This window comes from Flavobacterium aquicola (assembly GCF_003385115.1).
Taxonomy (GTDB): domain Bacteria; phylum Bacteroidota; class Bacteroidia; order Flavobacteriales; family Flavobacteriaceae; genus Flavobacterium; species Flavobacterium aquicola.
In genome coordinates this window covers 204,036-230,280 of the sequence record NZ_QUNI01000005.1, presented here as the reverse complement: position 1 = coordinate 230,280, position 26,245 = coordinate 204,036, and the positions used below count along the sequence as shown (strand labels likewise).

General features: G+C 34.3%; 26 protein-coding genes. 13 read left to right on the top strand and 13 right to left on the bottom strand.

Translation table 11 applies throughout. From position 1 onward, the window contains the following. Positions 1-91 precede the first annotated feature (91 nt). The 5 genes from pyk to C8P67_RS10680 all read right to left on the bottom strand — a co-directional run bounded on the left by pyk (position 92) and on the right by C8P67_RS10680 (position 4,561). Entirely contained in the window at positions 92-1,522 is a 1,431-nt protein-coding gene (gene pyk / locus C8P67_RS10700) for a pyruvate kinase (RefSeq protein WP_115813169.1), read from the bottom strand. Between the two features lie 5 nt (positions 1,523-1,527). Further along, entirely contained in the window at positions 1,528-2,016 is a 489-nt protein-coding gene (locus tag C8P67_RS10695) for an IPExxxVDY family protein (RefSeq protein WP_115813167.1), read from the bottom strand. Between the two features lie 115 nt (positions 2,017-2,131). Then, positions 2,132-2,872: a ribonuclease III gene (rnc, locus tag C8P67_RS10690; protein WP_115813165.1), complete on the bottom strand. Its 741-nt coding sequence runs from the start codon at positions 2,870-2,872 to the stop codon at positions 2,132-2,134. Position 2,873: 1 nt separating this feature from the next. Beyond that, complete coding sequence (gene fabF / locus C8P67_RS10685; RefSeq protein ID WP_115813163.1) at positions 2,874-4,133, bottom strand: beta-ketoacyl-ACP synthase II; 1,260 nt, start codon at positions 4,131-4,133, stop codon at positions 2,874-2,876. 191 nt (positions 4,134-4,324) lie between these two features. Beyond that, complete coding sequence (locus C8P67_RS10680; RefSeq protein ID WP_007137004.1) at positions 4,325-4,561, bottom strand: acyl carrier protein; 237 nt, start codon at positions 4,559-4,561, stop codon at positions 4,325-4,327. A 175-nt stretch (positions 4,562-4,736) separates the two neighbouring features. On the opposite strand from C8P67_RS10680, the gene purN reads away from it, so the two are divergent. Both purN and rnhA read left to right on the top strand, forming a co-directional pair. Continuing rightward, positions 4,737-5,300: a phosphoribosylglycinamide formyltransferase gene (gene purN / locus C8P67_RS10675; RefSeq protein ID WP_115813161.1), complete on the top strand. Its 564-nt coding sequence runs from the start codon at positions 4,737-4,739 to the stop codon at positions 5,298-5,300. 5 nt (positions 5,301-5,305) lie between these two features. Beyond that, complete coding sequence (gene rnhA, locus C8P67_RS10670; protein WP_115813159.1) at positions 5,306-5,785, top strand: ribonuclease HI; 480 nt, start codon at positions 5,306-5,308, stop codon at positions 5,783-5,785. A gap of 63 nt (positions 5,786-5,848) precedes the next feature. Here rnhA and C8P67_RS10665 read toward each other — a convergent pair whose 3' ends face one another. Then, complete coding sequence (locus C8P67_RS10665) at positions 5,849-6,196, bottom strand: DUF6249 domain-containing protein (protein WP_115813297.1); 348 nt, start codon at positions 6,194-6,196, stop codon at positions 5,849-5,851. Between the two features lie 223 nt (positions 6,197-6,419). Between C8P67_RS10665 and C8P67_RS10660 the strand changes: the two genes are divergently transcribed. From C8P67_RS10660 to C8P67_RS10645, 4 genes are all read left to right on the top strand, one after another. Then, on the top strand, positions 6,420-7,007 hold the full coding sequence (locus tag C8P67_RS10660) for an RNA polymerase sigma factor (RefSeq protein ID WP_115813157.1): 588 nt from the start codon (positions 6,420-6,422) through the stop codon (positions 7,005-7,007). Beyond that, entirely contained in the window at positions 6,991-7,386 is a 396-nt protein-coding gene (locus tag C8P67_RS10655; RefSeq protein ID WP_115813155.1) for a hypothetical protein, read from the top strand. Before C8P67_RS10660 ends, C8P67_RS10655 begins: the two co-directional genes overlap by 17 nt. A 226-nt stretch (positions 7,387-7,612) precedes the next feature. Continuing rightward, on the top strand, positions 7,613-8,536 hold the full coding sequence (locus C8P67_RS10650) for a PfkB family carbohydrate kinase (RefSeq protein ID WP_115813153.1): 924 nt from the start codon (positions 7,613-7,615) through the stop codon (positions 8,534-8,536). 141 nt (positions 8,537-8,677) lie between these two features. Further along, positions 8,678-10,576 (top strand): amidophosphoribosyltransferase, encoded by a 1,899-nt coding sequence (locus C8P67_RS10645; RefSeq protein ID WP_115813151.1) that lies wholly within the window; start codon positions 8,678-8,680, stop codon positions 10,574-10,576. A 762-nt stretch (positions 10,577-11,338) separates the two neighbouring features. On the opposite strand, the gene C8P67_RS10640 is transcribed toward C8P67_RS10645, so the two are convergent. Continuing rightward, entirely contained in the window at positions 11,339-11,947 is a 609-nt protein-coding gene (locus C8P67_RS10640) for a superoxide dismutase (protein ID WP_115813149.1), read from the bottom strand. Positions 11,948-12,192: 245 nt separating this feature from the next. On the opposite strand from C8P67_RS10640, the gene C8P67_RS10635 reads away from it, so the two are divergent. From C8P67_RS10635 to C8P67_RS10615, 5 genes are all read left to right on the top strand, one after another. Further along, complete coding sequence (locus tag C8P67_RS10635) at positions 12,193-12,582, top strand: YraN family protein (protein ID WP_115813147.1); 390 nt, start codon at positions 12,193-12,195, stop codon at positions 12,580-12,582. 106 nt (positions 12,583-12,688) lie between these two features. After that, complete coding sequence (locus C8P67_RS10630; RefSeq protein WP_115813145.1) at positions 12,689-13,345, top strand: aspartate kinase; 657 nt, start codon at positions 12,689-12,691, stop codon at positions 13,343-13,345. A gap of 340 nt (positions 13,346-13,685) precedes the next feature. After that, positions 13,686-15,791, top strand: a complete 2,106-nt coding sequence (locus C8P67_RS10625; protein ID WP_115813143.1) for an FAD-binding and (Fe-S)-binding domain-containing protein — start codon at positions 13,686-13,688, stop codon at positions 15,789-15,791. Positions 15,792-15,868: 77 nt separating this feature from the next. Beyond that, positions 15,869-16,585, top strand: coding sequence for a (Fe-S)-binding protein (locus tag C8P67_RS22340; protein ID WP_115813141.1), 717 nt, complete (start codon positions 15,869-15,871; stop codon positions 16,583-16,585). 143 nt (positions 16,586-16,728) lie between these two features. Further along, a complete protein-coding gene (locus tag C8P67_RS10615) occupies positions 16,729-17,259 on the top strand; it encodes a hypothetical protein (protein ID WP_115813139.1) in 531 nt (176 codons plus the stop codon). Between the two features lie 404 nt (positions 17,260-17,663). Here the strand turns inward: C8P67_RS10615 and C8P67_RS10610 are convergent, their stop codons facing one another. The 4 genes from C8P67_RS10610 to C8P67_RS10595 form a co-directional block, all read right to left on the bottom strand. Then, complete coding sequence (locus C8P67_RS10610) at positions 17,664-18,422, bottom strand: SDR family oxidoreductase (RefSeq protein WP_115813137.1); 759 nt, start codon at positions 18,420-18,422, stop codon at positions 17,664-17,666. A 102-nt stretch (positions 18,423-18,524) separates the two neighbouring features. Next, entirely contained in the window at positions 18,525-19,457 is a 933-nt protein-coding gene (locus tag C8P67_RS10605; protein WP_115813135.1) for a helix-turn-helix domain-containing protein, read from the bottom strand. A gap of 84 nt (positions 19,458-19,541) precedes the next feature. Further along, on the bottom strand, positions 19,542-19,835 hold the full coding sequence (locus C8P67_RS10600) for a type II toxin-antitoxin system RelE/ParE family toxin (RefSeq protein WP_115813133.1): 294 nt from the start codon (positions 19,833-19,835) through the stop codon (positions 19,542-19,544). After that, positions 19,826-20,050: a hypothetical protein gene (locus tag C8P67_RS10595; protein ID WP_115813131.1), complete on the bottom strand. Its 225-nt coding sequence runs from the start codon at positions 20,048-20,050 to the stop codon at positions 19,826-19,828. The genes C8P67_RS10600 and C8P67_RS10595 overlap by 10 nt, the downstream gene beginning before the upstream one ends. A gap of 260 nt (positions 20,051-20,310) precedes the next feature. Here C8P67_RS10595 and C8P67_RS10590 point away from each other — a divergent pair, with 260 nt between their 5' ends. After that, positions 20,311-20,832 carry a hypothetical protein gene (locus tag C8P67_RS10590; RefSeq protein ID WP_115813129.1) on the top strand — a complete coding sequence of 174 codons (522 nt, stop codon included), beginning with the start codon at positions 20,311-20,313 and terminating at the stop codon, positions 20,830-20,832. 19 nt (positions 20,833-20,851) lie between these two features. On the opposite strand, the gene mfd is transcribed toward C8P67_RS10590, so the two are convergent. After that, complete coding sequence (gene mfd, locus C8P67_RS10585; RefSeq protein ID WP_394338647.1) at positions 20,852-24,130, bottom strand: transcription-repair coupling factor; 3,279 nt, start codon at positions 24,128-24,130, stop codon at positions 20,852-20,854. Between the two features lie 101 nt (positions 24,131-24,231). Further along, a complete protein-coding gene (locus tag C8P67_RS10580; protein ID WP_245980420.1) occupies positions 24,232-24,906 on the bottom strand; it encodes a hypothetical protein in 675 nt (224 codons plus the stop codon). Between the two features lie 285 nt (positions 24,907-25,191). Here C8P67_RS10580 and C8P67_RS10575 point away from each other — a divergent pair, with 285 nt between their 5' ends. Next, the gene (locus C8P67_RS10575) at positions 25,192-26,154 is read left to right on the top strand and encodes an L-threonine 3-dehydrogenase (protein WP_115813125.1); all 963 of its coding nucleotides are present in this window, start codon (positions 25,192-25,194) and stop codon (positions 26,152-26,154) included. The last annotated feature ends 91 nt before the right edge of the window (positions 26,155-26,245 follow it).

Sequence of the window (26,245 nt, the reverse complement as noted above, 5' to 3'; positions counted from 1 at the left end):
TTCTGTAAAAATAATCAAAAATTTAAATGAAAAAAACCGTCTTTAATCTTTAAAGGATTTAAGACGGTTTTATATATTGGCATTAAAAAATTTATTCTATTTCAGAAATTCTTAGGGTATTAACCATCCCTTTTTCAACAATTGGCATAGCTGCCAAGTTGATTAAGAAATCTCCTTTTTTTACAAAACCTTTTTCTTTTACAATATTATTTACATCAATAACAGTGTCATCTGTACTTACTGATTTTTCATAATAGAAAGATTTTACTCCCCATAATAAATTAAGCTGAGTGATAATTCTTTTGTTTGATGTAAAAACTAAAATGTGAGCAGAAGGTCTCCATGCCGAAATTTGGAACGCTGTATAACCACTATTTGTCAAAGTACAAATTGCTTTAGCTTTGATTACATTAGCCATAGTAGCTGCATGCTGACAAACTGTTTTAGTAATAAAACGGTTAGTTCTTACCTGTGGAGAATTTTGAGGAACTTGAATAAGCGGAGAATCTTCAACAGCTTCAAGTATTTGAGTCATTTTTTGGATAACCTGTACTGGATAATTTCCTGCAGCAGTTTCTCCAGAAAGCATTACAGCATCTGCACCATCCATAACCGAATTAGCTACGTCATTTACTTCAGCACGAGTTGGAGTCAAACTTGTAATCATAGTCTCCATCATTTGTGTAGCAACAATTACTGGAATTCTAGCAGTTTTAGCTCTGCGGATTAGCTCTTTTTGTACTAATGGTACTTCATGAGCAGGAAGTTCAACACCCAAATCACCTCTTGCAACCATTAATGCATCACAATAAGCCACAATTCTATCCATGTTCTCTAATGCTTCAGGCATTTCGATTTTGGCAATAATTGGAATTTTATATTCGGAGTGTTTTGCGATTAATTCTTGTAAATCTTGTAAATCTCTTGGAGTCTTAACAAATGAAAGAGCAATCCAGTCTAATTTCATTTCTATTGCAAAAATGGCATCAGCGATGTCTTTTTCTGTCAGTGCAGGTAAAGAAATTTTTGTATTTGGTAAGTTTACCCCTTTCTTAGATTTTAATTCACCTCCTTGAATAACGCGGGCAACAACTTCTGATTTTTTATCTGTTTCAACGATTTCAAAAATTAATTTTCCATCATCAAGTAATATTCTTTCTCCTGGATTAACATCATTTGGGAAGTTTTTGTATTTCATAAATACTTTTTTCGAAGTACCTATTATATCTTCAGCAGTTGTAAAAGTGATTAAATCACCATCGTTTACAACAACGCCGTCTTCCATAACCCCAACACGAAGTTTAGGACCTTGTAAATCTCCAAGAATACCAGTAGTGTATCCAAATTCTTCGTTTATACCGCGGATAATGTTGATTTTATTTTTAACATCTTCATAATCAGCATGCGAAAAATTTACTCTAAATACATTTACACCTGCCTCAATCATATCTTTAATGATTTCTCGTGTACTACATGCAGGCCCAAGTGTGGCTACAATTTTGGTCTTTTTGTTTGTAAGCATTTTTCTTAAAAAATTAAATTGTTTTTTGATTTTATCTTATTTATTTCAACAATATAGCTGGCAGCTATTTGATCTATTGAATTCAGCTCACTTTGAATTTTCAAAAGATTGGTGTCGTCTTCGCTGTTTTCTATTTTCAAAAAGTAATTTACTTTTTTGAATTCAGGAATCATGTACACTTTTTTTGCTACTTCTATGTCAAAATTTGTAAACAAACTTTGATTGTCTTCTTTTTTTTTTTGAATGACTTCGTTTATATTCTGTATCAAATCCCACGAAATATCTTTTTTCTTTTCATAATAATGAAATCTAGAAAAATGAACTTCCCCTTCTTTATCAGTAATTTGAATTTCTTTGATAGATTTATTCAGGTTTACATGAAGTTTTTGATTGATAAAATAAGCCAATCGGTAATCTTCTAATGTGGTGTGAATAGCGATAAGATCATAATCTATCTCATCAAATTCACCAAAATTCAGTTTATGAATTGCCATGGTCATTAAAAAATAAGCTGTAAATATAATATTTCTAAATTAGTATAAGGACGCTAAAGCTCTAGGATTATGATATTTTATTAACGAAAACGATGTAGCATTGATAATCATTTAGCTATTTTCTTTCAATTTTTTCTTGAAAAGCGAAGTAAGCCCGCTGTGATGCTTTTTCTTCAGCTTTCTTTTTTGAAGTAGCTCTCGCTTTTGCAATAACTTTATCATCAATACTTAGTTTAACTCCAAATAATCGCTGTCCATCAATTGCATTGTCCTCAAAGATATCATAGTGAAACTGTTTTTTTTCTTTTTGGCACCATTCTATGACAAGACTTTTATAACTGATAACTTTACCTTCTAATCGGGCAATATCAACATACGGTGTTATTACTCTTTTTTGTATAAATTTCTCGCAATACACATAGCCTTTGTCCAAATATATGGCGCCAATCAATGATTCGAATATATTACCATGTATATTTTCTCCAAAATGATGCACAGGAACCTTGCTTTCTACAAATTCTATTAAATTTAAGTCTTTGCCCAATTCATTCAAATGCTCTCTACTAACTATTTTTGAGCGCATTTTTGTTAAGTAACCCTCGTCTCCAAGGGGCGCTTCATTGAATAAATAAGCAGCAATAACAGAACTTAGCATAGCATCGCCTAAGAACTCAAGCCTCTCGTAGTTAACAGGATTTCCTTTTAAATCAATGCGGTTTGAAGAGCGATGAGTGAATGCTTTTTTGTAAAATTCTATAGTTATAGGCTCAAATCCAAGAATATTTTGGATAGAATTAAAAAAAATCCCGTCTTCTAGAGAACGGGATTTTGAGAATATTTTTTTTAGAAAACGCATTTTATGCTTTGTAATCTAATTTTTTAAACAATACGCAGGCATTATGTCCACCAAAGCCAAAAGTATTACTCATAGCAACATTTACTTCTCTTTTTTGTGGTGTATTTAATGTAAGGTTTAATGATGGGTCAATATTTTCATCAACAACTGTATGATTAATTGTTGGAGGAACAATCCCGTACTGCATTGCTAAAATAGAAGCAATAGCTTCAATAGCTCCAGCTGCACCAAGTAAATGCCCAGTCATTGATTTAGTTGAATTGATATTAATGGATTTTGCATGATCACCAAAAACAGCGCTAATTGCTTTTAATTCGGCTACATCTCCTAATGGAGTAGAAGTTCCGTGAGTATTGATGTGATCAACATCTTCCGGGTTCATTCCTGCATCTCTTAATGTGTTTTTCATTACTGCAATAACACCAATTCCTTCCGGATGCGGTGCAGTTAAGTGATAAGCATCTGAAGACATACCGCCACCGCCTATTTCACAATAAATCTTAGCACCCCTTGCTATTGCATGTTCGTATTCCTCAAGAACTAGAGCTCCTGCCCCTTCTCCTAAGACAAAACCATCTCTAGTTGCATCAAAAGGTCTTGAAGCTGTTTCAGGGCTTTCATTTCTGGTAGATAAAGCATGCATTGAGTTAAAACCTCCCATACCTGCAATAGTAATTGCAGCCTCCGAGCCTCCTGATATAATAACATCACACATTCCTAAACGGATGTAGTTGAAAGCATCAATTAATGCATTTGCAGAAGATGCACACGCAGAAACAGTAGTATAATTTGGCCCCATATAACCATTACGCATTGAGATATGCGCAGGAGCAATATCGGCAATCATTTTAGGAATAAAAAACGGATTGAATTTTGGGGCTCCATCACATTTTGTATAATAAATTACTTCTTCCTGGAAAGTTTCTAAACCGCCAATTCCTGCTCCCCAAATAACACCAACTCTTTCTTTATCGATATTACCATCAGTAAGTCCAGCATCTTTAATCGCTTCATCACTTGCGGCAACAGCATATTGAGCAAATTTGTCTAATCTTCGAGATTCTTTACGATCCATAAAATCTTCGATATTGAAGTTTTTTACTTCACAGGCAAATTTCGTTTTATGCTTTTCTGTATCATAATAAGTAATAGGAGCCGCTCCGCTAACTCCATTCACAAGTGCGTCCCAATATTCTTGGATATTATTTCCAATGGGAGTAAGAGCTCCAAGGCCTGTTACAACAACTCTTCTTAAAACCATAAACGTTTTTATTTTTGTTATCTTTTAACAAATAAAGCCCATGCTTTCTATACTATAAAAAGTAACTAAAAGAGCCATGGGTTTTTATTGTAAATATAATTTGATTGAAGTTCAATCTAAAAATTTAATTTTTTAAATAATAACACCCGACTTAAAATTTTAAAAAATTTTAGAAATCGGGTGTATAATTATTATTTTTTAGCTTCCTCGATGTAAGAGATAGCTTGACCAACAGTAGCAATGTTTTCTGCTTGATCATCTGGAATTTGAATATCAAATTCTTTTTCGAATTCCATAATAAGCTCAACAGTGTCTAATGAGTCAGCTCCCAAATCATTAGTGAAGCTTGCTTCTGTTACAACTTCGTTTTCGTCAACACCTAATTTGTCTACGATAATCGCTTTTACTCTTGATGCAATGTCTGACATAATCTTTAATTTTAGAATTTAATTTGTTGGCAAAAATAAAAAACTTTATTTTAAAACCACGATTTAGTTTATAAATGTAACACTAATTTATAAAATTAATTCTAAGAAAGCTCTTTTGATACTATTTATTTTCGTTTTTTATTCCGTTTTTTGCATTCTAAAAATTAATTCAATTATGAAAAAAATTATTGTTTTTGCCTCAGGATCAGGAACTAATGCCGAAAACATTATTAAATATTTTGAAAAAACTGAAATTGCGCGTGTTGTTTCGGTCTTTACAAATAATGCTTCTGCAAAAGTTATAGAAAGGGCAAAAAATCATCTAATTCCTATTGAAATTTTTTCAAAAGATGATTTAACAGAAAGAACTATCTTACATAAAATACAGAAAATCGATCCAGATCTGATAGTTCTGGCTGGTTTCCTACTAAAGTTCCCAGAAAACATAATCGAAAAATACCCTAATAAAATTATCAATATTCATCCAGCACTATTGCCTAATTATGGAGGTAAAGGTATGTACGGCATGCACATACACAGGGCAATAGTTAACAATAAGGAAAAAGAAACCGGAATATCCATTCATTATGTAAACGAGCATTATGATGAAGGCGGTATTATTTTCCAAAAAAATGTTGCACTGACAGACAGTGATACTCCAGAAACCGTGGCTGAAAAGATTCATGAACTGGAACAAAAGTATTTTCCAGAAATTATTCAGACAATTTTAGAACAATAATCTAAATGGGACATGAAGTACATATTTACACCGATGGTGCCGCTAAAGGAAATCCCGGAAATGGCGGTTACGGTGTGGTAATGGAATTAGTTGGGACACCGCATAAAAAAGAATTCTATGAGGGCTTTCGGCTAACGACAAATAATAGAATGGAACTTCTGGCTGTAATTGTCGGTCTGGAGAAACTTAAAAATCCAAACATGAAGGTTTTGGTCATTTCAGATTCTAAATATGTTGTCGATTCGGTTTTAAAAAAATGGGTCTTTGGCTGGGAGAAAAAAAACTTTTCTGCTAGAAAAAACCCTGATTTATGGAAACGTTTTTTAATTGTTTACCGCAAGCATCAAGTCGATTTTAAATGGATTAAAGGACACAATAACCATCCTCAAAATGAAAGGTGTGATGAATTAGCCGTTATGGCATCCATGAAACCTAAACTTTCTGTCGATGTTTATTATGAAACCATCGGTTCAAAAATGGATTAAAAAAAATAACGTATCAAGAAATAATTTTCTAGATACGTTATTTTTTGTATTAGCTAAAAAAACTTATTCTTTATCCAGATCTTTAGCGGTCCTAAATCCTGCAAGCAAGCCTACTCCTGCCATTATAAAAATAATAGACGGATAAACAGCACCATTTTCTAAAGATGTGTAGGTTGTAATAAGTAAGGCGATAAAAATCCCAATACCGCTGCCTATTAATAAGAAGGCAAGGTTCACTACCAAAATTTTCCACGCCGGAACTCCATTCTCTTTTCCTTTTAAAAAGATACTGGCATCAATGCCTTTTTCGATAAGTGCTAACCGCTCTCTGTTTCTGGTTGAATAAATAAGATAGAAAATCCCGAAGATCATCATAAAGAGCGTAATTGGAATTAAAATTTCTGGTCCCATAATTTTATATTTTTTAATTGATTGATATTCCATATGACGAGATGACTTTTGTTTAGGTTACAGCTTTTAGAAAAAAAAATAAATATGATTGGCAGCAACTGTCTCTTTAATAAGTTTTAAATTTAATGTGGTGTACGAATTTAATTTTTGATTTAAAATTTAAGATTAGAGTTTTTATCTAGAAGTTGTAACCTATGCAAATAAATTATCGTCTTACATTAATATGAGTACTCAAAACGATCAGCACTATATAGATAAAGTGATAAATGGCGAAACAAATGCGTTTGCTGTACTCGTTGACCGCTATAAATACTTGATTTTTACTTTGGCACTTAAAATGGTTAAAAACAGAGAAGAAGCTGAAGAAGTTGCGCAGGACACTTTCATCAAAATATACAATTCTTTAAGTAAATTTAAAGGGGATTCGAAATTTTCGACCTGGATTTATAAAATAGCTTACAACACCTGTTTAGACCGTCTGAAGAAAAACAAAAAAGAAGAAAATAATATTTCGATAGATGAATTTTCAGCACATTTGATTAAAACGATGGATAATGCGCTGAGTGCTTTAGAAGAAAAAGAACGAAAGCAAACAATTCAAAATTGCTTAAATTTACTGCCCAGCGAAGAGAATTTTTTACTGACTTTATTTTATTTCGAAGATCAGAATTTAGACGAAATTGGCAAAGTCATGAATATTACAGCTAATAATGTTAAAGTAAAATTATTTAGAAGCCGACAGAAGTTAGCAGTTATTTTAAAAAAGCAGTTAGAACCAGAAATAATAGATTGTTATGAAAGAAAGCAATAAAAATATTGAAGATCTTATTGAAAAAATGATGGCTGAAGATACTTTAGAGTCACCATCAATTGATTTTACCAAAAAAATAATGTCTCAGGTTTTAATAGCTGAAGAACACAGAACTAAAATTTACAAACCTTTGATTTCCAACACGACATGGTTTTTTATTGCCTTTATGTTGCTTATTGTCGGAGTTTATGCTTTTCTTTTTTCTGGTACAGAAAACAATCTGGAAATTGGTAAAATCTATTCTGAAAGAGCTGCTGCTTTCTTTTCAGGAATCCATTTCTCCAGAAACATTATGTATGCCATTTTAATAGTGCCTTTTATGATCTTGATTCAGATTGGATTATTGAAAAATTATTTTGATAAAAAATATCAATTTTAAATTGCTCTTAAATTAGTCATTCAAATAATAAAATTTTTCAAAACAGTAGTTTTTCATACCAGGCAATTCCACTTTAAGCGAGTTAGAAATCAATTATAATCATCTAATATGCAATAGTTTTAGCCTCAAAAAAGACATTATTTTTTTATGAAAACTTTGAGAGCAACACCCTTTGCAATATTGCAACTTATGGAGTATCTTTGCACCCTAATTCGAAACTCATATAATGAATAAATTATTGATTGTTGGAACAGTAGCTTTCGACGCAATTGAAACTCCTTTTGGAAAAACAGATAAAATTCTTGGTGGAGCGGCAACATACATAGGGATATCAGCTTCTTTTTTTAATGTAAAATCTGCGATAGTTTCTGTAGTAGGTGATGATTTTCCACAAGAATATTTGGATTTGCTAACAGATAGAAATATTGATATTTCTGGAATTGAAGTTGTTAAAGGCGGAAAAACTTTTTTCTGGAGCGGATTGTACCACAACGATTTAAATTCAAGAGATACTTTGGTGACCGAACTTAATGTTTTGGCAGATTTTCAGCCGAAAGTACCTCAAGATTATAAAAATGCCGAAATTGTGATGTTAGGTAACTTACATCCTTTAGTGCAAAGCAGTGTTTTGGATCAAATGGAAACCAAACCAAAATTAGTAGTTCTTGACACTATGAATTTTTGGATGGACTGTGCCCTGCCAGAATTATTAGACATCATCAAAAGAGTAGATGTTATTACGATAAATGACGAAGAAGCACGCCAGCTTTCTGGTGAATATTCATTAGTCAAAGCAGCTGCGAAAATTCATGAAATGGGACCTAAATATGTGGTTATCAAAAAAGGTGAACATGGAGCTTTATTATTTCATGGTAAAGAAATTTTCTTTGCGCCGGCATTACCATTAGAAGACGTTTTTGATCCAACAGGTGCAGGAGATACTTTTGCTGGAGGATTTTCAGGATATATTACACAAAGTGAAAATGTATCTTTCGATAATATGAAAAATGCAATAATTTACGGTTCGAATTTAGCTTCCTTCTGTGTAGAGAAATTTGGAACAGAAAGGATGGTTGATTTAGATGAGAATGAAGTGGTCTCAAGATTAAAACAGTTTAAATCTTTGACCCAGTTTGATATAGAATTATAATGTTCTAAAGCCTCGTTATGAGGCTTTTTTTAATTAGTACTGCTATGTTTATAAAAAACAATAAGAATTAGCTTAGTATTTAATTTTTGAAATAAAACAATAAAGACCCAATAAATACCAACAACTACAAACAACAAAACAATGAGCGACGCTTTAAAACACGAATGTGGAATAGCTTTAGTTAGACTTTTAAAACCTCTGGAATTTTACAAAGAAAAGTACGGAACTGCTTTTTACGGCATACAAAAAATGTACTTGATGATGGAGAAACAGCACAATCGCGGTCAAGATGGTGCTGGTTTTGCAAGTATTAAATTTGATGTAGAACCTGGTGAAAGATATATAAGCCGTGTCCGTTCAAACCATGCACAGCCTATTCAAGATGTTTTTAAACAAATAAACGAAAGAGTAAACGAAGAAATGAACGCTCATCCTGAGTATGCAGATGATGTAGCTAAGCTTAAAGCAAACATTCCATATATAGGTGAATTGTATTTAGGACATGTTCGTTATGGAACTTTTGGTAAAAACAGCATCGAAAGCGTTCATCCATTTTTACGTCAGAGCAACTGGATGCACAGGAATTTGATTTTGGCTGGAAACTTTAATATGACAAATGTTAAAGAGCTTTTTCAGAATTTAGTAGAGCTGGGACAGCACCCAAAAGAAATGGCAGATACCGTTACGGTAATGGAAAAAATTGGTCACTTTCTTGATAAGGAAGTAATGCAGCTGTACCAGGATTGTAAAGCTGAAGGCTACTCTAAAAGAGAAGCTTCGCCTGTGATCGCTGAAAGACTTGACATTGCCAAAATATTAACTCGTTCATCCAAAAATTTAGATGGAGGATATGCAATGGCGGGTTTATTAGGTCATGGTGATGCCTTTGTATTTAGAGATCCTGCAGGAATACGTCCAGCATATTTTTATCAAGATGATGAAATAGTTGTTGTAGCTTCTGAACGTCCGGTTATTCAAACGGTTTTTAATGTTCCTTTTGAAAAAGTAAAAGAAATTGATCCTGGAAGCGCATTGATTATCAAAAAGAATGGGGATATTTCTATGAAGGAAATTTTAGCTCCAACTGTAAAAAAAGCATGTTCATTTGAACGTATTTATTTTTCAAGAGGAAGTGATGCTGAAATTTATCAGGAAAGAAAAAATCTAGGAAAATTGATTTTGCCAGCGGTATTAGAATCTATAGATAACGATACTGATAATACTGTTTTTTCATATATCCCGAATACAGCCGAAACTTCTTTTTATGGTTTGGTTGAAGCGGCTCAAGATTTTTTAAATCAAAGAAAAACAAATTTCATTCTCGAAAATAAAGACACGTTAACAGTAGACTCTTTAGAAAAATTACTTTCGGTAAAAATCAGAACCGAAAAAGTAGCAATAAAAGATGCTAAACTAAGAACCTTTATTACCGAAGATAGCAGCAGAGATGACTTAGTTGCCCATGTTTATGATGTGACTTATGGAGTAATCAAGCCAACAGATAATCTGGTAATTATTGATGATAGTATTGTAAGAGGCACAACTCTTAAAATGAGTATTATCAAAATGATGGATCGTTTAAAACCAAAAAGAATTGTAATTGTTTCTTCTGCTCCGCAAATCCGTTTCCCTGATTGTTATGGAATAGATATGGCGAAGCTAGAAGGATTAGTTGCTTTTAGAGCGGCATTGGAACTGTTGAAAGAAAGAAACTTATATCATATCGTAGATGAAGTTTATGCTAAATGTAAAGCACAGGAGAACTTCCATGATAATGATGTTGTAAACTATGTTAACGCAATATATGATTCTTTCACTCCGCAAGAAATCTCAGATAAAATAGCTGAAATGCTTAGTTCACCTGAAATTAATGCAGAAGTAAAAATTATTTTCCAAACAGTAGAAGATTTACATACAGCTTGTCCGAAAAATTTAGGCGATTGGTATTTCACAGGTGATTATCCTACTCCAGGAGGTAATCGCGTGGTTAACAGAGCTTTTATGAATTTTTATGAAGGTAAGGATGCAAGAGCATATTAATGAAATTGACCGATTATCGAGTTTGTAGGTACTTTATCGAATTTATTTTTAAAATCATAAGTACTAAATTATATTTGCTCTACCATAATTTAGTAGGTTAAGTTTATGGTAGATTTGGGGCAAAAAGGGTGAAAGTAACATTTCACCTTTTTTATTGGCATAAACTCAGTTTTTATTTTGGCAGAGAATTTGTTTTGTTAAAACAGATAAACAACAATAAAAACTTACTGAAAATCAGTCAATTACATGTTAACCGACTTTATCAGGCATTCATCGAAAATAATATTTATATAATTGATTTCAGCGTATATTTGGACTACCATAATTTTTAGTAGGTTAAATTTATGGTAGATTTGGGGCAAAAAAGGTGGAAGTAAAATTTCACCTTTTTTATTTATGTGTGATCAGCGTTTTCAATTTATTGTTTCGTTTTAAAAATCAATTTCAAAATAAACAACAATAAAATACATTGATAATCAATTAATTACACTTTAAACGATTTTATCAGCAGTTTATCGAAAATAATATTGAAATAGTTTTTTACTATGTATATTTGACTACCATAATTTTTAGTAGGTTAAGTTTATGGTAGATTTGGGGCAAAAAGGGTGAAAGTAAAATTTCACCTTTTTTATTGGCATAAAGTCAAAAAAGAAAATAGAAATAAGAGAGAATAGAAAAAAGATTAAAAGTGTCAAAAAAAAATAGACGAACAAAATCTAGGTTCGTCCGTCTATCTTCTATGTTCTTTATTCTATTTTTTTATTTCTCTAAAGCGAAACGTCTAGATACTTCAGTCCAGTTAATTACACTGAAGAAAGCTTCAATATAATCAGGTCTTCTGTTTTGATAATTTAAATAATAAGCATGTTCCCAAACATCCATACCCAAAATTGGAGTTCCGCCGCATCCTACTTCTGGCATTAATGGATTGTCTTGATTTGGAGTTCCACAAACATCTAATTTACCTCCTTTTTGTACACATAACCAAGCCCATCCAGAACCAAATTGTGTAGCACCAGCCTTAGCAAATTTTGCTTTAAATTCTTCAAAAGTTCCAAAAGAACTTTCAATAGCTTCTAGCAATTCACCAGTTGGTAATCCGCCTCCATCAGCTGACATAACAGTCCAAAATAAGTTGTGATTATAAAAACCACCACCATTATTACGAACAGCAGCATTAGATTTATCTAAATTAATTAAGATATTTTCAATTGTTTTTCCTTCCAAATCCGTTCCAGCAATAGCTGCATTCAAATTTGTAGTGTAAGCGTTGTGATGTTTTGAATGGTGTATTTCCATTGTACGGGCATCGATATGTGGTTCTAATGCGTCATACGCATAAGGTAATTGTGGTAATTCAAAAGCCATAATATAGTTGTTTAATGATTTATAAAATTATTCAAATTTAAACATTTAACTTTGGAATTGAAAATTCTATTTTGTTATAATTTCATCAATTAAAATGATGGTACATTATTTTTGTTATCAAAATAGCTGTAATTTTTGTAATTATGTTTAATTAATATGAATCAAAAATTGAAATTAAATATTGCGTTCATCGGTTTAAATCAATCAGATTTGCCGGTAACTATATAACTTCTAATTTTCAAAAAATGGCAGAACACAACGAACTGGGGAAATTGGGAGAGGATCTTGCTGTAGAATATCTCAAAAAAAATGGCTACACTATACTAAACAAAAATTGGACGTTTCAAAAAGCCGAAATAGATATTATTGCCCAGATAGAAGATACTCTTGCTATAGTAGAAGTAAAAACCCGTTCGTCTCTAGAATATGGTCTGCCCCAAGATTTTGTAAAACCAAAAAAAATCCAGCTTTTAGTAAAAGCTGTAGATGCTTACGTAACCCAAAGAGACTTGGATATTAATGTGCGTTTTGACATTATTGCCATTACTGCGTCTGTCCGTCCTTCGGTCTCGGGTCACAAAGAAGAAAAATCCTTTGTTATTGAGCACCTTATAAATGCTTTTTATCATTTTTAAAAAAATTTAACAATGTTATATTTGTAACAAATTGTTTTTTATGTATCTTTGCAAAGAATTTAGATCCAAAAACTAAGTACTAACTACGTAATAACCCCTAAAGATTATGAAAACAGTTTCCTCAATTGTTGAAAATTATATCAAAACAAAACCTTTTTTGCTGAATGCATTGTCACTAGGCATTATCAATCTGACTTCTTTGTCACGAAATATCATGACAGAATTGGAAAGTGAATTTGGAAAAGAAGTAAAACAGGGAGCTGTAGTAATGGCTCTAAAACGTTTAACGGAAGAATTAGATTTTCGATTAAATCACAAAATTAATAAAGTAATAAAAAACATAGGCGAAATCACAGTACGTTCAGCTTTAACAGATTATACCTATGTAGTTTCGGATACTGTTTTGAACAAACAGGCCGATTTAATCACCGATATCAATTCATTGCCAGATATTTTTTATACTTCATCCAAAGGAGTTAATGAGACAAATATTGTTGTGAGTAACAGCGTAAATCACTTGGTGGAAAAGCATTTTTCATCAGAAAAACTAATTCAAAAACTAGAAAATCTGGCGTCTATTACTGTTAAATTACCAAAAGAAAATATAGTAGTTCCTGGGATTTATTATTTCATTTTCCAGCGTTTGGCATGGGAAGGAATTATTATCAACGAGGTAATTTCAACTTCTAATGAGTTTACTATTTTAGTAAGCGAAAATGAAGTAGATGTAGCTTTCAAGGTAATCAAAGATTTGAAAAACTAGATAAAGGAATCTTTTATATTCAAAAAACGAGGCTAATTGGCTTCGTTTTTTTTTGAGCAGAAAGATTAGGCCTTTTCAGCCGGAATCCTCCCGCTCTCCGCTACAATCTTGTGTGCCGAACCCCGGCACAAAAGGATTTCCACTGCGATCGGGGCTAACGAGAAACATTTTGCTTTTTTGCAAGCATCCCTCAAAAATCTGCATAAATCTGATTGCTTATTTTTTCTCAATAAGAATTATAAAGATTCAACAGAATTCAAATTGCAGAACATACACTTATCCCTAAATTTACACTTTAATTACAAAAAAATCTGAGCCCTCTTTATAAAATGCAATCGCTATGTTAGCACCTTCCTACCAAAAGTTAAAAGACATTTTATCAGTTTCTATTGATTCCAAACGTATTTTGACCAATCCTTTGCAGACACTTGCCTACGGAACAGATGCGAGTTTTTACAGACTGATTCCTAAAATCGTCATTCTAGCACACAACGAAGCCGAGATTGTCGAAATTATAAAACAAGCCAAAAAACTCGATATTGCACTAACTTTTCGCGCGGCAGGAACCAGTTTATCAGGCCAGGCTATTACGGATTCGGTTTTGGTAGTTGCAACGCATGGCTGGAAAAACTTTGAACTTTTTGACAACAAGGAAAAAGTAAAGCTCGAACCCGGCATTATTGGTGCCAGAGCCAATATTCACTTAGCTCCCCACGGATTAAAAATCGGGCCCGATCCTGCTTCTATCGGTGCCTGCATGATTGGCGGAATAGTTGCCAATAATGCCAGCGGGATGTGCTGTGGAACGGCACAAAACTCTTATCAAACCATAGCCGACATTCGAATTGTACTGTATGACGGAACTATACTTGACACCGCCGATACACAAAGTGTTGAAGCTTTCAAAAAAAATCAATCTGCCTTAATTCAGGAAATCGAAAGTCTAAGAGATCAGATCAAAAATGACGAAACGCTTTATCATCAGATAAAAAATAAATTTAAGATAAAAAACACAACTGGCTACAGTATCAATGCTCTGGTCGATTATCAGGATCCGATTGAGATTATCAAACATTTGATGGTAGGATCTGAGGGAACTTTGGCTTTTATTTCGAATGTGACTTTCAAAACGGTTATAGACGAAAAACATAAATCCTGTTCTTTGTTAATTTTCAAAACAATTCAGGACGCCTGCAATGCCACTATTTTATTAAAATCAGCGCCTGTTGCCGCAGTAGAATTACTAGATCGAGAATCCATTCGCTCCGTAGAAAATGATCCTGACGCACCCGATTATTTCAAAACATTGCCTGAGTCTGCTTGTGCTCTATTAGTTGAATGCCGGGATAATGATTTGGACAATATGCTGTTGAAACAGCTTAAAGTCCGTTTAGAAATTGAATCTATTCCGACCTATGCAGAATATGAATTCACATCCAATCCCAAACAATATTATTTTAACTGGAAAGCCCGAAAAGGCTTACTGCCTACAGTTGGCGGGCTTCGAAAAAATGGAACAACGGTAATTATTGAAGATGTTGCTTTCCCTCTGCCTCAACTAGCAGATGCCTGTTTGGAACTAAAAGATTTATTCAAAAAATTCGAATACCACGATGCCGTTTTATTTGGCCATGCCCTTGAAGGAAATCTGCATTTTGTGTTTTCACAGGACTTTTCGAACCAATCCGAAGTGGATCGCTACGAAAAACTGATGTCCGAATTGGCAGTTTTGGTTGTTGACCGTTTTAACGGTTCATTAAAAGCCGAACACGGAACAGGCCGAAACATGGCTCCTTTTGTGGAAAAAGAATGGGGAGCTGCAGCTTATCAAATCATGAAACGCATCAAGACTATTTTTGATCCAAACAATAAAATCAATCCCGATGTTTTAATCAATCCGGATCCCAAAGCACATCTCAAAAATTTAAAACCGCTGCCCGAAACTCATAATATTGTTGACAAATGTATGGAGTGTGGTTTTTGTGAACCACATTGCGTATCCGAAGGTTTAACTTTATCGCCTAGACAGCGTATTGTAATTGCACGGGAAATAACACGATTGAAAGAATCCAATGATGACCCGCAGCGATTGGCAGACATTAGAAAAGACGTTACCTATCAGCTGGACGAAACCTGTGCCACCGATGGACTTTGCGCCTTGGCCTGCCCTGTTCATATCGATACCGGAAAATTTGTAAAAACCTGGCGTGCCAATGAACTGGATTCCAACAATAAAAAAACAGCTGCTTACATTGGTTCTCACATGGCTGGAACAACTTCAATTATGAGAACGGGGCTGAAAATTGTTTCTTTCTTCCATTCCATTTTTGGAACGACTATTATGACAGCCTTGTCGCATGTGTCGCATTTTATCACTTTTGGGAAAGTGCCAAAATGGATTCCAGAAATGCCAAAAGGAGCCGATAAAATTAACGTGAAAAATTAACCGCTAATTCGCTGATTTTTTTAAATTTTTATTTATAAATCTGCGAATCTGCGGTTCAATCTTTAATTAAAAAAGTAATGAATACAACAGCTGATTTAAAAGTAGTTTACTTCCCTTCCTGCATCAACAGAAGCATGGGAAAAAACCGTTTCCAGAACTCAGATGATCTACAGTTGACCGAACTGACGCACCGCTTATTGGTTCGTGCCGGTTTCACAATAATTTATCCCGAATCAATGGATAATCATTGCTGCGGTATGCCTTTTTCAAGCAAAGGTTTTGCAGAAACCAATCATTCACAATCTGAGGCATTGGAAAAAGAACTGCTGAAAGCTTCAGAAAGTGGTAAATATCCTATTTTGTACGACATGAGTCCATGTTTTTACCATTCGAAAGAAGAATTTTCTAAAGCCCTGAAAATAGTTGATCCTATCGAATTTATGCTGGAGTATGTAATGCCGCTATTAACTATAAAAAATAAAAAAGATACAATAACAGTCTTCCCGGTTTGTTCCGTTAAAAAAATTGGCAAGACAGAACAATTGACTGCTCTGTCTAAATTATGTGCTGACAATGTTACCCTTATAGACAGTAATTGCTGCGGTTTTGCAGGAGACAGAGGTTTTTTAGTTCCTGAATTAAACGAACACGGATTAAGAGAATTAAAAGCACAGATTCCTTACGGCTGTACAGAGGGTTATTCCACCAGCAGAACCTGCGAAATAGGACTTGAAAAAATGAGCGGTATCGATTTTAAATCTATTTTTTATCTGATTGAGGAAGTGACGAGGTAAAAAACAGTTATTCTTTTGCATTTGATAACTTCTGTTTAAGACTTTTTGCTATTACTAAAGAACTTTTCGCAAACCTATAAGATTTAACCCGTTTACACGCAACCAAATAATTAAAGTTACATCTATACTAATAAAAATGTAACATGAAAAATAGATTTTCTCTTATTGTATTATTATTGGTCGGTGGTTTTATTTCTTCTTGTGAATCAGACAATACTGATCGAAATGAATTCAAAAACAGTAATATGACTTTGTCTGAGTTCAAAAAATCAACCAATAACTCCTATAAATATATCGTTTCTGGCATGACCTGGATTGGTCTTGCTTGGGAAACTACTATAATCATTTCTAACGGAAAAGTAATTGAAAGACAATTTAAATACACTAATACCAGCGGATTAAAAAATAATATCCCAAAGGAAGAATTAGAATGGACTGAAAATGAAAGTAAAATTGGAAGTCATACAAATATAGCTGCTGCTCCTTTAACATTAGACGAAATATATAATAAAGCCGAACAGGAATGGCTTATAAAAAGAGATAATGCTGAGATATATTTTGAAACCGAAAACAATGGACTAATATCGACCTGTGGTTATGTTATAAACGGATGTCAAGACGATTGCTTCATCGGAATACATATAAAAAACATCGAACCATTTTTACAAAAATAATATTGTTCCTGCTTCTCTTATCAAAATAGCTTTGCAGCCTGTCAACATCCAGTGTTAAAAACTAATTTCATAAACTGTTGGTTTACACAATAGTGTTATCAAATCTTGTTGCTTATATTTGCAGTAAGATAGATTGATCTTTATACAAAACTATTCGTAAACCTTTAGCATATTATTGCAAAGCCACAAAGACTTCTAAAATTTAATTCATATAACTTTTTGTTTAAATTAATTGTATGGTTTGTTTAAATTTTTAATACTTCGAAACTATTTGTCTTTGTGCGCCTTTGCATTACATTTTTTACAGAAAGATTTGGGAATTTACCAAGGACATTTTATTGGTAACAAAAAAGAATCTTTTTAAAGCTTCTTTTTTGTATTAGATACCTCTGTGATAAATTCAATTACAAATGAATTCCTCCCGCAACTTCTATGCGCTGTCCATTTACCCATTTTGAATCGGGTGTGCACAAAAAGGCTACCACACTTCCAATATCGTCAGGTAAACCTACGCGTCCCAATGCCGTTTGAGAAGCAATCTGCTGATTTAACTGTTCATTATCACGAACAGCACCACCACCAAAATCAGTTTCAATCGCTCCTGGAGCGACAATGTTCACCCTGATTTTTCTTGCGCCCAATTCCTGCGCCTGATAACTCGTCAAAGTTTCAATAGCACCTTTCATACTTGCATAAGCGGCATATCCTGGATATGAAAAACGTGCCAATCCAGACGAAATATTTACAATACCTCCACCGTCATTCAATATGTCCAAGGCTTTTTGTGTAAGGAAAAAAGCTCCTTTAAAATGAATATTAACCATGTCGTCAAATTGAGCTTCTGTGGTTTCTGCAAAACTTGCATAAGCTCCAACACCTGCATTATTGATCAAAAAATCAATTTTATCAGTACCAAACGTGTTTTGTAAAGCTGACTTTGCGTTTTGAAAAAAGGAATCAAAACCACTTACATCAGACACATTCAATTGCAATGCAACGGCTTTTCGACCTAATTTTTCGATTTCGCTCACAACTTCTTCAGCTTCGGCTTTTTTGCTGTGATACGTCAGCACAACATCCAGTCCTTTTTTGGCAAGACTCAAAGCCATATTTTTTCCTAATCCGCGGCTTCCACCGGTAACCAGAGCAATTTTATTTCCCATCTTAAGTTTTTGTTTTAAATTAATAAGACAAAATTAATTGAGATGTAAAGTTCTGCTGTTGCAAATATCAATCCAGAATTTGCGAAATTCAAATCAAACTATTTAAACTCGAAAAGATAATGGAGACAGTGCAGTCTGTTTTTTGAAAAAATTGGAGAAATGCGCCAGTTCTTCAAAACCGAGCGAATACGCAATTTCCGAAATATTCCAATCGGTTTCTTTCAACAGAGTTTTGGCTTCCTGAATCAATCGCTCACTGATTAATACAGTGGTTGTTTTCCCTGTACTTTCTTTTAAAACCTTATTGAGATGATTCACATGAATAGATAAACGGTCGGCAAAATCCTTGGCCGATTTTAATTCCAAACGCTGGCGGGAAGACTCAATTGGAAATTGTCTTTCTAATAATTCTACAAATAAAGAAGAAACTCTGGCTGCCGAATTATGTTTGGAATACAAAGCGGTAACAGGCTGCAGTTTTTGTCCAAAATGAATAAGTTCCGCCACATAATTTCGAATCAAATCGTATTTATAAACATAATCCGAATTAATTTCCTGATGTATCTTTTTGAAAATCAAATCAATTTCAACTACCTCATCTTCGGTCAGCTGAAAAACCGGATAACCGTCAGTTTGAAAAATGGGCAGTTTATCCAAATCCATTCCGGTTTTATCCTTCGTCAAAAACTGATTGGTGAAAACACAAAAATGCCCAGACTGCTGCATATCCAAAGGAAGATAATTATAAGGAATTTTTGGCGTTGCAAATAAAAGAGCATATTGATCAACCTCGATTACCTTGTCGGCATATTCCACTCTATTCTTCCCCCGAATCAAACTTATTTTGTAATAAGCTCTTTTATCATAAGGCATACAGGATTTACCTTTTAACCTTTCATAAAGTTCTTTTATACTGAAAACATTGAAATGCCCCACTTCTTTCTGAATACCATTGGGCAACAGCAATGCATTCTTTTCTATAAAACATTCTGAAGAAATGTCCTCGTAAAAGTTTTCTATTGATCTTGATTTCATTGAAAGTTAATTTGTAAAAATCAAATATACGGATATTTACAAAAAAAGTCCTGAGATAGTTTAAAAAATAAAAATGCCAAAAAATTAATGTTTAGGCTTTTGTTTTGTTCCCCTAAAATTAATAATTTCAATTGTAGAATTTTTATGATTTACACGATAAACCAAGTAATTATTCTTATCTACAATTACCTTGTGAAGATTTGTATAGGTTTTCGATTTTGGATATAAATCCGGAAAAAGAACAATCTGACTTGTGACTTGAATAATATTTTTCTCTAATTGCAGAATTTCTCTAAAAGTCCATTCTGCTTCTAAGTAAGCAATAACTTTTGCCAAACCTTTATTTGCCTGTAAAGTCCATTTAACTTCTAATGCCATTTGTCAAATTGGCTCATTGTTTCTTTATGACTTAACAGCTGGTCATTATCGGCTTCTTTTAAACCCATTTCTATTTCCTGCTTTTCTTCTGAACTCAAATCGTCATACCAATCCTTTTTGTTTGCTTTTAAAACCATTTCAAGTTTTTCCAAAAGAACTTCGTCTATAGCGGTAATTTCCTGAATGAAATTATATTTTCTGGCAGCTAGATTCATGACTCAAAATATTAGTATAACAAATATATCTATTTGGAATGGCTTTTAAAAGCAAATGCGAGAGTTTAACTAATCATTTCATTTTCAATTGTCAAAAATAGAAATCGATTTTAAACCTATTTTTATTTGATGTGGCAGCTACCTTTGAAGTCTTTAAAATATTACTTCTAAAACTATTTTTACCTTTTTAAAAAAATATCATCCATTAATACGCAACTAATTAATTAAAATTGCATCTATAATAATAAAACACAGTAACCATGAAAAACAAAATTTACATTATTGCATTATTATTGATTAGCTGTTTAATTTCTTCTTGTGAATCAGATGATGAAGATAAAAGTGATTTTCAGAATAGTGTCCTTGCTCTGTCAGATTTCAAACAATCAACCAATAATTCATATAAATATATTGTCACTGGTGCATCATGGATTGGTATTGCTTGGGAAACCACCATAATTATAGTAGATGGAAAAGCAACCGAAAGACACTTTAAATACACTATTACTCAAGGATTTGGAAATAATATACCTCAAGGAGAATTGGAATGGATTGAAAAGGGAAGTGAAATTGGCAGTCATACAAATGGTGAGCCTGCTCTAACATTAGATGAAATATATAAAAAGGCTGAACAAGAATGGCTTATAAAAAGAGATAATGTCAAAATACATTTTGAAACTAAAAACAATGGATTAATCTCAATTTGTGGTTATGAGGCAGATGACTGTCAAGACGATTGTTTTGTTGGAGTAAACATTAAAAGTATCGAATCATTACAATAAAATTAAACAGCTATAACTTTTACTCCCCTCCCAGCTTCTGCATCATTTCCAAGGCCACTCTAGTCGATTTGACATTGTCAAAAGTCAGCAATAATCGCAATCCATTTGGTGTTTGCTTTTCTTTCATTACACAAATATTGCTATGTGTCTGCACAAACTGAATCACTTTATGGAAACGTTTCGAATGGTAATAATCCGATTGCTGATCGGAGACAAAATAACCAATCATTTTGCCTTTTTTCATCACCAGTTTTTCGATTCCCACACGAGTTGCGATCCATTTGATGCGGATGCTGTTCATTAAAGCATTCGCTCTTGGAGGCATCGGACCAAAACGGTCAATCAGTTTATTTTGGAAAACAACCAATTCTTCCTCGTTTTTCACGTCGGCCAATTCGTTATACAAACTCAAACGCTCCGTGACATTATTGATATATTCGTCTGAAAACAACAGCTCAAAATCGGTGTCGATTTGCAGATCTTTTACATATTCTTTGGTCTCGATATTATTCTCTTCGGGGTATAAATCCTTGAATTCATTTTCCTTCAATTCTTCGATGGCTTCGTTCATGATTTTTTGGTACGTATCAAAACCAATGTCGTTGATGAAACCGCTTTGTTCTCCACCCAATAAATCTCCCGCACCACGAATTTCAAGATCTTTCATCGCAATGTTCAAACCGCTTCCCAATTCGCTGAATTGTTCCAAAGCCTGAATTCGTTTCCTTGCATCTTCAGTCATGTGCGAATACGGCGGGCAGATGAAATAACAGAACGCTTTCTTGTTGCTTCGTCCCACACGTCCTCTCATCTGATGCAGATCAGACAGACCAAAATTATTGGCATTATTGATGAAAATGGTATTCGCATTCGGAACGTCCAAACCGCTTTCGATAATTGTCGTAGCAACCAACACATCAAATTCGCCGTTCATAAAGGCAAGCATCAATTCTTCCAGTTTGGCACCTTCCATTTGTCCGTGACCAATTCCAACTCTGGCGTTAGGCACCAAACGCTGAATCATTCCGGCAATTTCCTTTATATTTTCGATTCGGTTATTGATGAAGAAGACCTGTCCGTTGCGCTGAATTTCATACGAAATTGCATCACGAATCAGCTCTTCATTAAATCCAACCACATTCGTTTCTATAGGATAACGATTAGGCGGAGGTGTTGTAATTACCGATAAATCTCTGGCCGCCATCAGCGAAAACTGCAAAGTTCTCGGGATTGGCGTCGCCGTCAATGTCAAAGTATCGACATTAGCCGCTATCGTTTTGAGTTTGTCTTTTACGTTAACACCAAATTTCTGTTCCTCATCGACAATCAACAAACCAAGGTCTTTGAAAACCACATTTTTGTTAACTAATTGATGCGTTCCAATGACAATATCGAGTTTCCCTTCGGCTAATTGCTTTAAGGTTTCAGCTTTTTGTTTGGCAGTTCTAAAACGATTCAGATAACCAATAGAAACCGGCATATCTTTCAGCCTTTCACTAAAAGTTCTATAATGCTGGTACGCCAAAATAGTCGTCGGCACCAAGACTGCAACTTGTTTGCTATTATCCACAGCCTTGAAGGCCGCGCGAATCGCAACTTCGGTTTTACCAAATCCCACGTCACCGCAAACCAAACGATCCATAGGGCGTTCGCTTTCCATATCGGTTTTAACTTCCTGTGTCGATTTTATTTGATCCGGAGTATCTTCGTAAATAAACGAACTCTCCAATTCGTTCTGCAGATAACTGTCGGGTGCAAATTGGAATCCTTTTTCCAATCGGCGTTTGGCATACAACTGAATCAGATTGAATGCAATATGTTTGACTCTTGCCTTGGTTTTTTGTTTTAAAGCTTTCCAAGCGTTAGATCCTAATTTATAAATCTTCGGAGGCGTTCCGTCTTTTCCGTTGTATTTCGAAATCTTGTGCAGCGAGTGAATACTCACGTACACGATATCATTATCTGCATACACAAGCTTAATCGCTTCCTGTGTCTTGCCTTCAACTTGTATTTTTTGCAGTCCGCCAAATTTCCCGATTCCGTGATCGATATGCGTTACATAATCGCCTACGGACAAAGTCGTAAGTTCTTTTAAAGTTAAATTCTGCTTTTTCGAATAACCGTTTTTGATGCTGAATTTATGGTAACGCTCAAAAATCTGATGATCGGTATAACACGTAATTTGGTTTTCCTGATCGATGAAACCTTGGTATAACGGCAAAACGATTGTTTTGTATTGCTTGCGGATATTCTCGGAATTGGCTTCATCCAACGATTCGAATATATCATGAAAACGTTTCGTCTGCGCTTCATTCGAACAAAACAAATAATTTTGGTAACCGTTAAAATGATTGTCACTCAAATTATTCAGCAGTAAATCAAACTGCTTGTTGAACGATGGCTGTGGCTGAATATGAAATTCAAATTTCTTCGTCGTTTTAAAAACCGGTTTAGAATTGAATTCCACCACCGAAAAATCCAACGCCCGTTTTACAAATGACTTTTGGTTCAAGAACAATTGTTCCGGCGTGGCGTGTTTAATATCTTTGGACAATTTCTCAAAAGCTTCTTCGGCTCTGGCAAACTGTTTGTCCAATTCGTATAAAAGATTCTCCGTATTCTGAAAAAACAAAACCGTTCTTTCGGCTATATAATCCAGAAAACTTTCTCGATTTTCCTGAAAAACCTTATTCTCGACATTCGGGATAATGGTAATCTTTTTCTTTTGTTCCAATGACAATTGGGTTGCGACATCAAAAGTTCGGATACTTTCCACCTCATTCCCAAAAAACTCTATTCGATACGGATTATCATTCGAAAACGAAAACACATCGACAATTCCACCACGAACAGAAAATTCGCCTGGTTCCGTGATAAAATCAACTCTTTTGAATTCGTATTCGAACAAAATTTCGTTCAGAAAATCAATAGAAATTTTATCCCCGACAGTAACTTTCAACGTGTTTTTATCCAAATTCTGACGAGTCACGACTTTTTCAAAAAGTGCTTCTGGATACGTTACAATTATGGCTGGTTTTTTGCGGGAATTGATTCTGTTAAGCACTTCGGATCGAAGCAAAACATTGGCATTATCCGTTTCTTCAATTTGGTACGGACGACGGAAAGATCCCGGATAAAACAGTACATCCTGCTCGCCTATCATTTGTTCCAAATCGTTCAAATAATAGGCTGCTTCTTCCTTATTGTTCAAAACCACTAGAAAAGGAAGCTCTGATTTCTTGAAAACCGAATGAATGACAAAGGAAACTGCCGATCCCAGCAGACCGTCCAATTGCATTTTTACCTGATTATTTTCCTGCAAACGAGCTACAATTTGAGCCGCTTTTGGAGAAGAATCATAAACCGAATATATAGAAGTGGCTTTACTCAAGATTTTGCTTAGTTTGGATTTTTTGGACTAGCTGTTCCTCCAGGATTACTAGGCATTGTATGATATTTTTCAGGTATTCCGTTATTACCAGGATTCCCAGGCATCATTGGGCTTCCAGAAGGTATTGCTCTAGTAGTGTCCATAATCATCTGTAACAATTCAGATTCTCCTGTCTCCATTGGAATCTTGCTTTTCTCAACGATTTTATCCATCTGTCTCTGCAGAGAAACCAGTTCTATATTAATTTCTGCAACAAGTTTTACTACTTTTTTATCGGAGATATCAGTCAAGTTTATATACAAATCCAGCATTCGGACCTGTGTAATCAAAGTAGCAATTCTGCTTCTTATCTGCGGTGTGTCAAATTGAGCGGGAATATTAGTATTCAAAGCCATTACTTTAGTTGACAGCATTTTGGATTTCTTCTGGAAATCGCCAATTGTTTTCTTTGGTTTTTTGGCGAGTTCATCCATAAACTCACGCCATTGCTGCCATGTCTTTACAGTAGCTTCTGAGGTTTCATTGATTGGTGTGTCAAAAAAATTCCAGCCTTTTTTTATATTGGTAAAAATTACTTCTTTCTTTTTTGCATCTCTTAATTGATCAGCAAGACGCGTATCGTTATTGTTACACGAAAACTGCATTAAAATCACCAAAAAAAACAGTGCTAATTTATTGTTCATTTCCTAAATTATTTGAACGCAAAGTTACAAATATCAATGGCAATGACAATAGTAATATCAATGACAAAATCAATAACAATTTCAATGACAAAAACCAATTCCAAAAATCAATGCAAATAATTAAATATACATTAAAATATCCAGTAAACAGCCCATCTCTTAATCGGATCACAATTACGATATAAAAATTTTTAGATTATTTTTTTATAAAATTCATAAAAAATAAAGTATTTACATGTTACATTTTGCGAAATCGTTATATTTGCAACATAAAACCCTTTTGATATGAATCCAAAAATATTAATTATAGGCGCTTGCGGGCAAATAGGCACAGAACTGACCCATCAGCTCAGAGCGATTTATGGAACTGATAATGTGATTGCTTCCGATATTCGAAAACTGAATAACGATGTCGTCAATTCGGGTCCTTTTGAAGTAATTAATGCTTTGGATTTTAACCAAATTGAACATTTAGTAGAAATCCACCAGATTACCGATATATATCTGATGGCCGCACTGCTATCGGCAACAGCCGAAAAAAATCCTGCTTTTGCTTGGGATCTGAACATGAATTCATTGTTTCATGTCTTAAATTTGGCGAAAGCAAAAAAAATAAAAAAGATTTTCTGGCCTTCGAGTATCGCCGTTTTTGGACCGACAACTCCCAAAGAAAATACGCCGCAATATACCATAATGGAACCTTCCACAGTATACGGAATCAGCAAACAGGCTGGAGAAAGATGGTGCGAATATTACCATAATATGTTTGGTGTCGATGTTCGAAGCATCCGTTATCCTGGACTAATCAGCTGGACGACACTGCCCGGAGGAGGAACGACTGACTATGCCGTAGACATTTACCACAAAGCACTTTCTGATAAAAAATACGAATGCTTTTTGACCTCCGAAACCAAAATGCCAATGATGTACATGGACGACGCCATTGCTGCTACCATCAACATCATGAAAGCTCCTGTTGAAGAAATCAAGATCCGCTCTTCTTATAATCTTGCCGCCATCAGTTTCACTCCAACCGAAATTGCTGCCGAAATCAAAAAAAACATACCGGACCTCGAAGTAACGTACGCACCGGACTTCCGTCAAAAAATTGCCGACAGCTGGCCTGCCAGTATCGACGATTCCCGAGCGAGAGAAGACTGGGGCTGGAATCACAAATTTGATTTGGAAACGATGACTGCCGAAATGCTGAAAAACCTCGCTCCGCAATACAATACTGATTTGCAGTAACACATTCTTTCTTGTATTTGAGTGTACTGCATAAAAGGAAAAACACTAATTTATAGTGAGGTTTGTGCTAATCTTTTATTTGTCATATTTA